Raw genomic sequence first — 13,617 nt, 5'->3', positions numbered from 1 at the left:
CTCATGAAATTTCGTTCCGCCCTGCCCCTGGCAGCCATGCTCGCTGCGCTTTCCGGCTTTGCCCTGCCCGCCAGCGCCGCGCAAGTGCTGCGCAACCTGGTCAGCATCGAGGGCGTGCGCGACAACCCGCTGGTCGGCTACGGCCTCGTCGTGGGCCTGAACGGCAGCGGCGACACCACCCAGGTAAAATTTTCCAGCCAGTCCGTGGTCAACATGCTCAAGCAGTTCGGCGTGAAGATGCCGGACGGCGCCGAATCGAAAAGCAAGAACGTCGCCACCGTCATGGTCAGCGCGGTGTTTCCCCCGGGATACCGCCGTGGCCAGGCCATCGACGTCACCGTCTCGTCCCTGGGCGATGCGAAAAGCTTGCGCGGCGGCACCTTGTTGCTGACGCAATTGCGCGCGGCCGATAATGAAACGTATGCGCTGGCGCAAGGCAACGTCGTCGTCGGCGGCTTGAACGCCACGGGCAAGAGCGGCTCATCCGTCACCGTCAACACGCCCACCTCGGGCCGCATTCCCAACGGCGCCAACATCGAGCGCGAAATCCTCAGCGATTTTTCGACCAAGCCGACCGTCACCCTGAACTTGCGCCACCCGCATTTCGAGACGGCCATCAATATCGTCGAAGCCGTCAACCGCCGCTTTGGCGCCGTCGCCACCACGCGCGACGCCACCAGCGTGGAAGTGCTGGCGCCGGAAAACCCGACCCAGCGCGTGGCCTTCATGGCCAAGCTGGAAGCGCTCTCCGTCGATGTCGGCGTCGATACGCCGAAAGTGGTGTTCAATTCGCGCACCGGCACCGTGGTCATCGCCGAAGGCTTGCGCGTAAAAGCGGCCGCCGTCACGCACGGCTCGCTGAAAGTGGTCATTTCCGAAAGCTCGGCAGTGAGCCAGCCGGCGCCGTTCGGCCGCGGCCAGACCACCGTCACGCCGCAATCGAAGGTGTCCGTCGACCAGGGCAACGGCAATATGTTCAAATGGCCGGCCGGCGCCAAGCTGCAGGCCATCATCGACGTCGTCAACAGCCTGGGCGCTTCGCCCGACGACATCATGGCAATTCTGCAAGCCCTGGACCAAGCCGGGGCCATCGAAGGCGAACTGGTGGTTATCTGATGCTTAATATCAACGACAGCAGCAGCGCCCTGCCTTCGGCGCTCGACGACAAGTCCCCTGCCGCCGCCACGCCGGCCGATCCCCGCTATGCGGCCAAGGCCACCGAGGCGGCCGTCAAGTTCGAAGCCTTCTTCATCTCGCACATGCTGCGCCAGATGCGTTCGGGTACGCGCGAGATGGCGGGCGAAGACAGTGTCTTCAAGGATCCCGTCAACAGCGACATGCTGGAAATGGCCGACAATCTGGTGGCCGACAAAATGGCCGGCCAGCGCGCCTTCGGCATCGCCGACGCCATCCTGCGCCAACTGCTGCCGGCGGCCGGCGCCCCCGTGGCAGCCAAAAGCGCTGTCAAGACCGACAATATTGCAGCGCCGCTTAATAAATCCGTCTGAAGCGTCGCCTGTACAAGGTAATATCGATTCAATGCCTGCCCACCCGCACGCGCCACACTCTTCACGAAAGAAACTTGCCCAATGAGCATCATCAGCAATGCATTGTCAGGCAGCATCGCCGCCCAGGCCGCACTCAATGCGGCCAGCCAGAACATCGCCAACCTGCAAACAGCGGGCTACACGCGCCAGGGCGTACTGTTGTCCTCGCTTGGCGCAGGCGTGGGCGTGCGCTCGGCAGGCAATGGCGTGGAAGTGTCGGCCCTGCTGCGCTTCGCCGATGCGTATAAAAGCCAGCAAATGTGGCGCGCCGCGTCCGACCAGGGCGCCCGTTCGCAGACCCAGCCTTATCTGACCCAGCTCGAGCGCGTGATGGGCGACGATGCGTCGAGCATCAGCAACGGCATCGACGGCTTTTTCGCCGCCCTCAATGCCTCGGCCGTCGACCCGACGTCGACGCCGCTGCGCCAGCAGATCGTCACCTCCGCCGACGCCATGGCGCAACGCTTCAACAGCATCAGCACCGTCATGGGCAACCAGTTGCTGTCGTTGCAGCAGCAACGGGCAGCGATCGTGCCGCAAGCCAATACCGCGCTGGCCAATATCGCCGCGCTGAACCAGCGTATCAGCACCTCCACGGCCGCGGGCACGAATGTGTCGTCGCTGATGGATGCGCGCGACCAGCTGATCGATGGCCTGGCCGCGCAAATGGGCATCGAGGTGCTCGACCAGGCGGACGGGTCGCGCAATGTCTCGCTGAAATCGGGCCAGCCGCTGGTCATCGGCAGCATGGCAGGTACCCTGAGCAGCAACATGACGAACACGGGCGAGCAAACCCTCAGCCTCGATTTCGCCAAGTCCTCGTACAAGCTCGACCCGGTCACCATCGGCGGCCAGATGGGCGGCCTGGGCGAGTTCGAGCAAAATACCCTGAAACCGCTGCAGCAGTCGCTGCAAGACATGGCGACCCAGTTGACCAACAAGGTCAACGCGCAGCTGGCGCTGGGGAAAACCATGGCCGGCGCGCCGGGCGGCCCCCTGCTGGTGTATGCGAATGGCAAGCTGAGCATTACCCCCGGCTTCAACGCCAAGGATCTGGCCCTGTCGCTGACGGGCCAGGCCGGTGACAGCGGCAACTTGCAAAAATTAATCGAGATCAAGAATCAACCGATCACTGTCAGCTGGGTCGGTTCCGTCCTGATGAGCGACGCGGACACGCAGCTGGTCGGCAAGCTCGGTATCTACAGCCAGCAGAACCAGGCCCTGCTGAAGACGGCCAACACAGTGCGCTCGCAAGCGATCGACGACTGGAAATCCACCAGCGGCGTAAACAAGGACGAAGAAGCGATGAGCCTGGTCGAATTCCAGAATATGTATCAGGCAAACATGAAAGTCATTTCCGTGGCGAATAGCCTGTTTGACGCCACTTTGCAAATGATGGGTTAAGGAGAAGATCATGCGTGTCGCCAGTAGCCAATACCAATCGCTGATCAATATTTCGCTTCAGCAAAACCAGGAACGCATCAACTTCCTGACCCAGCAGATGTCGTCGGGCCTGCGCATCCAGCTGCCATCGGATGATCCGATTGGCAACGTGCGCATTTCGCGCCTGACGCGCGAGCAAGCCATGGTCACCCAGTACCAGGACAATATCGCCACGGTAAAAGTGCGCCTGCTGAAGAACGAAAACTACCTGTCGAGCATGGTTACCGACATGGGCCAGGCGCGCGACCTGCTCGTGTGGGCCGCCGACGGCAGCAATACGCCCGGCGACCTGAACGCGATGACGCAATCGCTGACAGCCATGCGCGACAGCGTGCTGTACACGGCCAACCTGAAGGACCAGGAAGGCCGCTACATGTTTTCCGGCACCGCCACCGACCAGCCTGCGATCAAATACGACCCGGCGGCAGCCGTCGGTTCGCGCTACAGCTACGTCGGCAATACCGACACGCAGACCGTCGTGGTCGGCAATGGCGTGACGCAGGCGGCCAACGTCGACGTGAAGAACCTGGAAGTGTGGCTCAACAAGATCGACAAGGTCGTCACCACCCTCGGCACGCCGGGCGTCAACCCGAACGACCCGGCCGTGCGCGCCATCGTCAACGATGGCCTCGGCGGCACCGACGATGGCATGGATTTGCTCTCCGGCAAGATCGCCATTTTCGGTGGCGCGCAAAACATCCTCACCACGCTGTCGGGCAACCTGTCGAATGTCTCGCTGTCGAACAATTCGGCCCTGCTGGACCTGAAAAAGACCGACATGGGCGCGGCGGCCATCGAACTGACCGGCTACCAGACGGCCCTGCAGGCAACATACAAGGCATACGCCAAGGTGGGCACCCTTTCCCTGTTTGATCTTCTCTGACCATCATGCAAATCGTTCAGACCTCCTCCTCTTCCGGCGTCAATGCCAAAGGCGCTGGCACAGCCCGCGTCGTCGATGACGCATCCGCCGCCATCAACGGCAGCGCCAGTGCGCGCAGCGAGGCGCCAGCGGCGAAGAGGTCGACGGCGAGCCTGCAGCGGGGCCTGAGCAACTGGGATCACCAGCTGCAGGGGGAGATTTCCAACGCGCAACAAACACTCGACTACCTGGAACGCAGCAGCAGCCAGCTGCAAGCGCTGAAAAGCGAGCTGGCAGCCAAGCTGGCCGCGCGCCAGGGCCGCGAAGGGCAAGTCGAGGCCAGAGTACGCCAGTTCAGCAATACCTGGCGCCAGCGCGCCAGCGCCTCGGGCGGCACGCTCGACGCACAACTCGGCTATACGAGCCCGCAGGCGGCGCAGCAAAACTTCAGCATCCGCGGCCTGACCATGGCCAGCCTGCAGGAAGGCCCGCAGGAAGTGCTGGCGTTTTCCGTCGGCGGCGCGAACCAGGCCTTGCGTTCGGTCAATATCGAACCTGGCCTGAGCGCGAATGAAATCGTCTCGCGCTTCGACCGCGCCTTGATGCCATCAGGCATCGGCGTCAAGCTGGGCGAGAATGGCGAACTGGTGTTCAGCACATCGGAAGCGGCCTGGGCCAACGTGCGCGACAGCCTGTCCGTGCGCGGCAGCGGCATCCGCTACCCGACCGGCCAGATGAGCCGCGTGCGCACGGATGCGGAACCGGCCGCCATCGCCCCGGAAGAATGGAATACGGGCGACGTGGAAGCCCTGCGCGCCACCTTGCAGCAAGTGGTGCAGGCGCTGGCGCAGTTGCAGGCGGCGCGCAGCTCCGTCAGCCTGGCCCTGGCGCAAGCGACGGGACGGGTTGCCCGCGCGCAACCGGTGCAAGTGAACGTCAGCATGGATACCCTGGCGGAAAACTTCACGCAAAAGGCCAGCGAACCCGGCTATGAATCGCTGCTGGCGATCAGCTCGGCATTGGTCGGCATCAGCCGCGAGCGCGTCGTCGCCCTGCTGGGCCTGGAATAACCGCTTCCCGTGCGTGCGCCGCCCTGGCGCACGCGGCAATAAAAGGGGCATGCCCCCTAGCTCAGGACGGTGGAAATCCGTAAGATGCTGCTGTCGCTTGCCGATTCACCACTACGCCGGCGCATTTCGTCATCCACCTCCGGAGTTCCCTTGATAAAAACCGCCGCCCGGCTGATCAGCTACGCCCTGCTGGGAAAATCCGGCAAGCAACCCCTCGACATCGCCAAGGTGCGCAAGGTGCTGATTTTGCGCAATGACAAGATCGGCGACATGATCGTCACGTCGGCCCTGCTGCGCGAACTGAAGAAAAACTATCCGCACTGGCAGATCGACGTGGCCGCCAGCAGCGTCAACCGCGATGTCATCGCCGGTAACCCGCATGTGAATGAGATCCTCATCTGGGACAAGCAGCCGCTGCTGGGCGACTTGCGCACTACCATCGCCGACCTGCGCCGGCGCCGCTACGACGTCATCTTCAACCCCTACAACCGCTTTTCGATTCCCTTGCTGCTGCGTATCAAATGGCTGGGCGCCCGCTATCTGACGGGCTTTGCCATTCCCAAGTACGGCACTTCGACGGCGAAGCTGGGCATGTTCGACCATACGGTGCCCTGCGACCGCAGCCGCCACATCCTGCACAGCTTTTTCGCCACGTTCGAGGAGTTTGGCCTGCGCGACATCGATATGCGCTATGAACTGTTCGGCGTGGACGCGCACGCGGCACGCGTCGACGCCGCCTGCGACAGCCTGCTGCGCACGCATGACGGCTTGTTCTGCCTCAATTTCCAGGGCAGCAATGCGCAACGCACGGTCAGCGTAGCCGATGCACAGCGCTGCTGCGCCGCCCTGGCGGTACGCTATCCGCGCCATGCGCTGCTGGTGATCGCCGCGCCGGGTACCGAGGCGCGCGCCGCCGAGATCGTGCGCGGCGCCGGCCATGCCAACGTGATGAACGCGCCGCCCACCGGCCACATCCTGGAACTGGCGGCCCTGATACGCCGCTGCGAGCTGGTGCTGTCGCCCGACACGTCGGTGATCCACATCGCCTCGGCGTATGACAAGAAAATCGTCGGCTACTACATCCGCACCGACAACTACCGCTGGTTTTACCCGGCCAGCCGCCATTACCGCGTCATCCTGGCCCCAGGCCTGACCCTGTCCACCGTCAGCGATGCCGACACCCTGGCCGCCGTGGAAGACCTGATGGAAGGCGCCGGCCAGGCGCAGGAGACGCTTCAGGCCGCCGGCTGAGACGCCAGCAGGCGGTCCATCTGCCCCACCGGCAGCGCGCGGGAAAAGAAATACCCCTGCGCATAGTCGCAGCCGGCGGCACGCAGCAGATCGCGCTGCGACGCCGTCTCCACGCCCTCGGCCACGACTTTCAAGCCCAGGCGCTGTGCCAGGGCAATGATCGCCTCGCACAGTCCCTGCCCCGCGCCATCGCTTCCCAGTTCGCCGACCAGCGAACGGTCGATCTTGAGAAAATCGATATCGGCCTTCTGGATGCACGCGAGCGACACCTGGCCGCTGCCGAAATCGTCGAGCGCCAGCGCCAGGCCCATGGCGCGGAACTGGCGCAGCCGGTCAACCACCTGGCGCGCTTCGTCGAGCAGCACCGCTTCCGTTGTTTCGATGACGATGGCGCCCGGCGCCAGGCCGTGGCGCGCCAGATGCCCGCCCCAGTCCTGGTACAGCGCGGCGTCGCAGCGAAATTCCACGGCCGACTTGTTGATGCTGATCTGGAACGCGGTGCCATGCTCGTCCTGCCACTGCCGCGCCTGGCGCACGACCTGGCGAAACACCCACTCGCCGATATCGATGATCAGGCCGTTCGCCTCGGCAAAGCCGATGAAATCGGCCGGTGCCAGCAAGCCGCGCAGCGGATGGCGCCAGCGCAGCAGCGCCTCGGCCCGCTCGATGCTGCCGTCGCACAGGCGGATGATGGGCTGGTAATGCACTTCGAACTGGTCCTGCGCCAGCGCCAGGCGCATCTCGCGCACCGTGCTGCGGCGCAATTCGGCCGCCTGCTGCAATGCCGGTGTGAAATAACTGTAGCCATTGCGCCCCGCACTCTTGGCCGCATACATGGCCTGGTCGGCGTGCCGCAGCAAGGTGTCCGGCGACTCGGCGTCGGCCGGATACAGGGCCACGCCCACGCTGGCCGACACTTGCGCCGTGTCGCCGTCGAGCACGAACGGCAGGGCCAGCGCGGCCGTCAGTTCCTGCAGCACGCGCTCGATGCCGCCCAGCTGTCCCACGCCGGCGAGGATGACGGTGAACTCGTCGCCGCCCAGGCGCGCGACCGTATCGGTGGCGCGCACGCGTTCGCTGATGCGCCGCGCCGCCTGGCGCAGCAGCATGTCGCCCTTCTCGTGGCCCAGGCTGTCATTCACCTGCTTGAAATGGTCGAGGTCGATGAACAGCAGGGCCAGGCAAGCGCCCTCGCGTTTGGCATGGGCCGCCTCGTGCTGCAAACGGTCGAGAAACATGTGGCGGTTCGGCAAGCCCGTCAGCTGGTCAAAATTGGCTTGCCGCCAGATGCGCTCGGACGCGGCGCGCTGCGCCGTGATGTCGCTGACCAGCGCCAGCGCCCCCAGGTAGGTGCCGCTGGAGTCGAAGATGGGATTGGTGGCCAGGGTGGCCCACAAGGTGCTGCCGTCGCGCCGCAGGAACTTGAATTCGTGGCGCTCGACGATACCGTCCTGGCGACGCGCGATGTTGCGCTCGAGGATGGCGCGCCCCTCCTCATCCATGAAGGCCGCCAGCGGCTGGCCCAGCATATCCTCGATCTGGCAGTCGAGCATGTGCGCCATCTTCGGATTGACAAAGCTGGTCAGCGCCTGCGCATCGATTTCCCAGATGCCTTCCTCGGCGCTGTGCACGATGCGCCGGAAGCGCTCTTCGCTGCGTTCGAGCGCGGCCAGCTTGCCCTCGGCTTGCTCGAGCACCAGGCGCAGCGCCTGGCCGTTCGGGTCGGCGCTGCCCAGCAGGCTGACGGGCAAGCCCGCCTCGCGCACGCCGGGACGCGGCGGGGGCAGTTGCACCTGTAGCTGGATACGCTCGGGCTCGCTGCTATTGAGCACGCGTTCCACGAACTGTTCGTAATCGCGGCGGAACGCCTCGTGCACAAAAGAACGGAACAGCACGTGACCGGGACGCCCGCGCGCCAGGCCGAACAGTTCGGCCGCCACCAGGTTGACCTGCAGGATCACGCCATCGAGTCCCAGCACGAAATAGGCGACGGGCGCCAGCAGGTATAAATCGTTGAAATACGCTTGTTCGCGTTCGGCCTTCATCCGTTCCGGACTGAAGACGCCATCGTCAAGCAGGGGCGCGACGTGCCGCGGCACGCCGTCGTGGCCGGGCGGGGAGGAATCCAGAGCAGGTACCGCTTGCGGTGGTGTATCCATGGCTGTCCTTGGCACGGCCGCCCTGGAAAACAGGTGGGTGCAGTAGCGAGACTAGCACGCGCCACGCGCAGTGTCGAGCCATGGATGCCGTTTCTGCAACAGGGCCGCTCAGCGGCCCATGCCCATACGGTGCCGGCGCAAGCCGAAATCATGGCCGACCACCAGCAAGGTGCTGGCCACCAGGCTCGACAGCCCCACGATCAGCTGGATCAGCTTATCGTCGGGCAAGACCCACAAGGACGAGTCCGGCGCCTCGCAGCCCGTGGCCGCGCTGATCAGCGGAGATACCCAGGCCGCGTCCGGCGTCACGTCGAGCACGACGGCGCCGTCGGCGCTCGTCTGCATATAGATATCGCCCCCTTCGGCCAGGGTAAAGCAGATACCCACGCCCGTCTCCGTGGCGCGGATATTGTCCTGCATGCTGCGGTTATGTTCCTCGATCCACACTTCCACGTCGTATGGCGTTTCCAGGTGCTCCCATGGACGGGGACGGAAACGGGGACGCTCTTCCGCGCTGGCGGAGGTGTCGGGAACGTCGGGGATATTGCTGTCTGCTGCGCCTTGCATGCTCGTTGACCTTTTTTGCGGTGATGCGGCGGGACCGGTTGCCCGCCAGCCGCCATTATCCACCGTTCGCGGTGCGCATGGTATTACCCTGCTCAATCCATCAGAAAAACTGACAGCTATCGACTTCAAACATCAGCACACCTGACTTAAAATGTCCGCCATCTCTTCTTTACAGGCTTTACATGCAAGGCATCAAACGCAAAATCGTCTACGTCACCGCCTTTGAAATCATCGGCATGGCCATTTCTACGGCCTGGCTGACCCTGCTTTCGGGCGAATCGCCCACCAGCACGGGACCGCTGGCGATCATGATCACCACCATCGCCGTGATCTGGAACCTGCTCTACAACACGGCGTTCGAATACTGGGAAATCCGGCAAGTGTCGCGCACGCGCACCGTCTGGCGCCGCATCCTGCACGCGATCGGCTTCCAGATCACGCTCGTCATCTATTTGATCCCGCTGATCGCCTGGTGGCTCGACATCAGCCTGTGGCAAGCGTTCGTGCTCGATTTCGCGCTGATGCTGATCATCCCGTGCTACAGCTTCATCTTCAACTACTTCTTCGACGGCCTATTTGGCGTGCCCCTGTCGGCGCAGCAGCCGAAGGAAGAGCCGGCCGACATTCAGGCCGCTTCGCTGAGCAACTGAAGAAAGGACCGCGCCGCCATGCCCAGCGGCCGGTCCTTCATCCACACGAGGTGGATCGGCACGACGAGGCCATTGCCCGTATTCTTGAATGCCACGCAGCGCACCCGCCCTGCCGCCAGCGAATCCTGGATGGCCGAGGCGGCAAAATTACCCCATCCCAGTCCCGCTTCCACCATCGCCAGCGCCATCGGCAAGCTGTCCGTGCGCCAGTAGGACAGTCCCACCACGGGGCGCGCGTCGGCCAGGTCGAGTTCGCGGCTGGCCACGATGATCTGGCGCAAATTCACCAATTCCTCGATATACAGGGGCCGGCCCGCCGCGTCGGGCGGATGCTGGGTGGAGATAATCGCCAGCAAGGCATCGCTGCCCACCAACTGAAACTGTTCTTCGTGATTGATGCGCCCGCCAGCAAAAGCCATGCAGGCGCTGATGCGGCCCCGGTGCAGCATGTCGAGCACATCGTCCTGCGGCGCCGTCAGCACTTCGATGTCGAGCAGCGGATGGCGCTGCGACAGCGCGCGCACGGCGGCCAGGAAGGGCGCGTGGTCGAGCTCGGCCGCGATGCCCAGCGAAATGCGGCTTTCCAATCCCTGCGACAATTCCTGCACGTGCAGGTGCAACTGCTTCAACTGCTCGGCAATCAGGCGCGCGTGGGGAAGCAGCGCCATGGCGGCCGGCGTGGGCACGGCTTCGCGCGCGCCCCGGTCGAATAAGGCGATACCCAGTTCCGCCTCGATATTGGCCATCGCCATGCTGACAGCCGATGGCGCCCGCCGCAAGGCGCGCGCGGCGGCCGAGAACGAACCGCCATCGACGACGGCCAGGAACAGTTCGATGTTATGGCTGGAGAGTTTCATGGGGAATATGGAAAGTGCGGTGGAAAGTGCGGCACTTTTGCGCGCCAGGGCGGTCAAAAGGAAAAACCATGGGAGGACGCGCATGCGCCATCGACTACCGTACCGCCGCAGCGGCTATGTCTCGGACTTTACCCGCTTTATCGACGGCTATCTGCAGACGCACCCGGAAGTACTGGAAAACCAGCGGCGCGGCTGGCGCATCTGGTGGGAGCGCCCGGCCAAGCTGCGCGAACTGGAGCTGATCCACGCCGACAGCGTGCCGGAGCCGCCCTACCACTACGACTAAAAACGCCTGACCAAACCTACTGCGCGGTGCGCCTTGCGGCCTGCGATGCTCGCCGTACCTTCGTACGGCTGCGCGTCTCGGCCACAAATCACTACCGCTCGCGACGGTTTTGTCAGGTGTTTAATCTTTCGTTTAACCTTTCCAGACGCGCTGGAGGCCCGTATCCGCATGGATCCAGCCGCCACGCGGGCCGTTGCGGTAATAGAAGCCCACGCCGCCCTGCTTGAAGCTGCGCACGAGCGAACCGAGCACTTCCGCGTTCAGATTCGCCACGCGGATGTCGGCGGCGCGGCCCGAGATGTGCAGCGACTGGCGCGCGGCCGGCACGCCCGCTTCGCGCAGGCGGCTGTTCGACTCGGCCGTGCGGTAGCCCGACAGGATCTCCAGTGGCTGCTCGATGCCGTAACGGGCCACGAAGGCTTGCGTGCCCCACAGGGTTTCCAGCAGTTTCGGGTCGATCGGCGCCGTCTTCTTGCCGTTCACGTCGCGCAGCAAGTGGCACAGTTCCTGGTAAGCCGAATCGATGACTTCGCCATCTTTCCAGTACAGCAATTTCGCCTTTTCATTGCTGGCCGGGCGCACCACTTCCAGGGTGCGGGGCTTGAGCCAGAATTCCAGGTCCAGCGCCTGCGCGTCGAAGATGTCGGGCGGCGGTTCCATCTCGGTGATGGCCTGGCGCGACTGCGACGTGATCGAGCGGTCGACGCTGGCCAGTTGCGTCGGCTGCGGCGGCACGGCCGTGCGCGGTGCGCGCGGCTTGGCGCTGGCCGAAGCCGAGGCCGGAGCGGCCGTGCGCGAGGCGCAGCCGATGAGAGGAGTGGCTACCAGGCCCAGCGCGGCCAGGCCCATACCGTGATGTAGAAAATTTCTGCGCGATGCCATAGTCAGTCCAATTTAACGATGGGAATACTATAGCGTATTGTGCTGCGAAGAAAAACCCTCCATTGCCTATCGTGTCGCCCTCATTTCAGTATTGGGTGCCCTATACGGCGGCCGCGACGGACGCGACGCCTCCTTTCGCCTGCGCCAGCGCCGTCAAAGGCTTGTCGAGCAGATAACCCTGGGTCACGATGGGCAAGCCTGTGGCGACGCCAATGCGCTGCAGCGCGGCCAGCGCCGGCGGCGTGTCGAGGCGCTTGAAAATGACGCGGATCTTCGCCGCATGGCACAGAGTGACGAAGCTGGCGACGGCCTGCTCGTCGCTGAGATTGCCCGCGTCGAGCTTGAACGCATGCGGGTGCAAGCGCTCCAGCATGCCGGTCGCCTCCTGCACGCTGGCCACATTGATGGCCAGGCGGAAACCGTTGCGCCGGTAATTGTCGGCCACGTAATTGAGCAGCCAGCCCTGGTTAGTCGTGACCGTCGGCAATTGCAGCACGATGCGCTCGATGGGCAAGCCCAGCGCGTCGAGGATGCGCTGGAAGGCGTGGCCGTGATTGCTGCTGACGGCGCTCAGCAGGCGGTCATGCACGTTCAGGTACAGGTCCGACTGCTCCGCTTCGCCCTGGCGAAAGAAATTGATCGCGTGCAGCATGCGGCACAACCGGTCCAGCTCCACGGATTCATCGTCGCTGGCTGCGTGGTCGAGCAAGCGCCACAGCGACAAGCCCTCGTCCGCCTTCGACACGCTGCGCGCCAGCCCTTCGAACGCCACCAGCTTGCCGCTGTCCAGTTCGCGCAGCGGCTGGAAGGCGCTCGTCATGGTGCAATTGAAAAAGCGCCCCAGCGCCCTGCCCTCCCCGTCGAGCCAGACGCTGGTGCCGGCCTGGGTTTGGTGCGACAGGCGGGCCAGGTAATTTTTCAGGACGGGAAATGGCATACGTGCTCCTTCATCGGGCTGCGCCAGCTGCCCTCATGGGGAAGACGGCGCCAAAGTGTGCAGAGTAAGGCAGCGCCAAGCAAAGGAGAACGAATGGTTTCGCCATTTGATATGCGCCGAGCACATAAGGATTGCGACGGCCAGCGCATAACGATAGTCGGAAACATTCGTTCCCGCCCCCGGCGCCCGCCTTTACTGTGGACATGTACCGATACCATCAGGAAGGGCCGCCATGTGCCAGTTACTCGCAATGAACAGCAGCAAACCGGCCGCGCTGGGATTTTCCTTTGCCGGCTTTGCCGAGCGGGGCGGACGCACGGACGAGCACCGCGACGGCTGGGGCATCGCCTATCATTCCAGTAGCGGCTGCACCCTGCTGACGGATCACCTGGCCGCCATCGATTCGCCGCTGGCGGCCCAGGTACAGCAGCATCCCGTGAAAGCGAAAAATATCGTCGCGCACATCCGCAAGGCTACGCAAGGCCGCATCGCGCCGGAAAACACCCACCCGTTCGCCCGCGAACTGTGGGGCAAGACCTGGTCATTTGCCCACAATGGCGACTTGAAAACGTGGCGCGCGCCCGCCAATGCGCACTACCGCGCCAGCGGCGACACGGATAGCGAGCAGGCGTTTTGCCATTTGCTGGCCAGCCTGCGCACGCGCTTTCCCGCTGGAGAACCCGCGCGCACCGACTTGCGCACCGCCATCGCCGAGGTCGCCACGGACATCGCCGCGCACGGCAGCTTCAATTTCATCCTGTCGGACGGCGAGCTGCTGTTTGCCCACTGCTCCACGCATCTGCACTATGTGATACGCGAATACCCGTTTTCCGTAGCGCAACTGATCGACTGCGAGCGCAGCATCGACTTTCGCCAGCACAACCATCTGGACGACCGCATCGCCGTCATCGCCACGCATCCGCTGACGCAAAACGAGGACTGGCTGGCCTTCGCGCCCGGCGAACTGAAACTGTTTGCCGGCGGCACCTTGCTACCGGCAAACGATCGCGCGCAACAAGGCATGCAACCAGGCGTGTATATCCAGATCAGTTATTGAGGGGAACTATTCAAAGGAAGGAAAGGCCCGCCGCCGGATGGGCGGGCTG

At 63.9% G+C, this 13,617-nt stretch carries 14 protein-coding genes; 9 read left to right on the top strand and 5 right to left on the bottom strand.

What is annotated here, in order from left to right; all coding sequences use genetic code 11:
- Window positions 1-3 precede the first annotated feature (3 nt).
- From AC54AG_RS16710 to AC54AG_RS16685, 6 genes are all read left to right on the top strand, one after another.
- Window positions 4-1,116 (top strand): flagellar basal body P-ring protein FlgI, encoded by a 1,113-nt coding sequence (locus AC54AG_RS16710; protein WP_034757769.1) that lies wholly within the window; start codon window positions 4-6, stop codon window positions 1,114-1,116.
- The gene (locus tag AC54AG_RS16705; protein WP_034757766.1) at window positions 1,116-1,508 is read left to right on the top strand and encodes a rod-binding protein; all 393 of its coding nucleotides are present in this window, start codon (window positions 1,116-1,118) and stop codon (window positions 1,506-1,508) included. The genes AC54AG_RS16710 and AC54AG_RS16705 overlap by 1 nt, the downstream gene beginning before the upstream one ends.
- Window positions 1,509-1,589: 81 nt before the next feature.
- Window positions 1,590-2,951: a flagellar hook-associated protein FlgK gene (gene flgK / locus AC54AG_RS16700; protein ID WP_072454566.1), complete on the top strand. Its 1,362-nt coding sequence runs from the start codon at window positions 1,590-1,592 to the stop codon at window positions 2,949-2,951.
- A 10-nt stretch (window positions 2,952-2,961) separates the two neighbouring features.
- On the top strand, window positions 2,962-3,873 hold the full coding sequence (gene flgL / locus AC54AG_RS16695) for a flagellar hook-associated protein FlgL (RefSeq protein ID WP_331777867.1): 912 nt from the start codon (window positions 2,962-2,964) through the stop codon (window positions 3,871-3,873).
- 5 nt (window positions 3,874-3,878) lie between these two features.
- Window positions 3,879-4,922, top strand: coding sequence for a hypothetical protein (locus tag AC54AG_RS16690; RefSeq protein WP_070303082.1), 1,044 nt, complete (start codon window positions 3,879-3,881; stop codon window positions 4,920-4,922).
- A 150-nt stretch (window positions 4,923-5,072) separates the two neighbouring features.
- Window positions 5,073-6,173: a glycosyltransferase family 9 protein gene (locus AC54AG_RS16685; RefSeq protein ID WP_496630991.1), complete on the top strand. Its 1,101-nt coding sequence runs from the start codon at window positions 5,073-5,075 to the stop codon at window positions 6,171-6,173.
- Here AC54AG_RS16685 and AC54AG_RS16680 read toward each other — a convergent pair.
- Together AC54AG_RS16680 and AC54AG_RS16675 are read right to left on the bottom strand one after the other, a co-directional pair.
- On the bottom strand, window positions 6,158-8,332 hold the full coding sequence (locus AC54AG_RS16680; RefSeq protein ID WP_496630990.1) for a putative bifunctional diguanylate cyclase/phosphodiesterase: 2,175 nt from the start codon (window positions 8,330-8,332) through the stop codon (window positions 6,158-6,160). The genes AC54AG_RS16685 and AC54AG_RS16680 overlap by 16 nt on opposite strands.
- Before the next feature lie 108 nt (window positions 8,333-8,440).
- Window positions 8,441-8,899: a hypothetical protein gene (locus AC54AG_RS16675; protein WP_496630988.1), complete on the bottom strand. Its 459-nt coding sequence runs from the start codon at window positions 8,897-8,899 to the stop codon at window positions 8,441-8,443.
- 182 nt (window positions 8,900-9,081) lie between these two features.
- On the opposite strand from AC54AG_RS16675, the gene AC54AG_RS16670 reads away from it, so the two are divergent.
- The gene (locus AC54AG_RS16670) at window positions 9,082-9,549 is read left to right on the top strand and encodes a PACE efflux transporter (protein WP_070303078.1); all 468 of its coding nucleotides are present in this window, start codon (window positions 9,082-9,084) and stop codon (window positions 9,547-9,549) included.
- Here the strand turns inward: AC54AG_RS16670 and AC54AG_RS16665 are convergent.
- Window positions 9,525-10,406, bottom strand: a complete 882-nt coding sequence (locus tag AC54AG_RS16665; RefSeq protein ID WP_496630987.1) for a LysR family transcriptional regulator — start codon at window positions 10,404-10,406, stop codon at window positions 9,525-9,527. The two genes, AC54AG_RS16670 and AC54AG_RS16665, sit on opposite strands and share 25 nt — an antisense overlap.
- A gap of 82 nt (window positions 10,407-10,488) precedes the next feature.
- On the opposite strand from AC54AG_RS16665, the gene AC54AG_RS16660 reads away from it, so the two are divergent.
- Window positions 10,489-10,692, top strand: a complete 204-nt coding sequence (locus AC54AG_RS16660; RefSeq protein ID WP_070303076.1) for a DUF3460 family protein — start codon at window positions 10,489-10,491, stop codon at window positions 10,690-10,692.
- A 132-nt stretch (window positions 10,693-10,824) separates the two neighbouring features.
- Here the strand turns inward: AC54AG_RS16660 and AC54AG_RS16655 are convergent, their stop codons facing one another.
- Window positions 10,825-11,574 (bottom strand): YcbK family protein, encoded by a 750-nt coding sequence (locus AC54AG_RS16655; protein WP_374106846.1) that lies wholly within the window; start codon window positions 11,572-11,574, stop codon window positions 10,825-10,827.
- A gap of 100 nt (window positions 11,575-11,674) precedes the next feature.
- Window positions 11,675-12,511, bottom strand: coding sequence for an EAL domain-containing protein (locus AC54AG_RS16650; RefSeq protein WP_072454570.1), 837 nt, complete (start codon window positions 12,509-12,511; stop codon window positions 11,675-11,677).
- A gap of 232 nt (window positions 12,512-12,743) precedes the next feature.
- On the opposite strand from AC54AG_RS16650, the gene AC54AG_RS16645 reads away from it, so the two are divergent.
- Window positions 12,744-13,568, top strand: coding sequence for a class II glutamine amidotransferase (locus tag AC54AG_RS16645; RefSeq protein ID WP_496630986.1), 825 nt, complete (start codon window positions 12,744-12,746; stop codon window positions 13,566-13,568).
- Window positions 13,569-13,617: the final 49 nt, after the last annotated feature.

The organism is Janthinobacterium sp. BCJ23 (assembly GCF_059617945.1).
The sequence above is the reverse complement of the archived record's forward strand: the minus strand, read 5'-3'. Positions and strand labels throughout refer to the sequence as shown.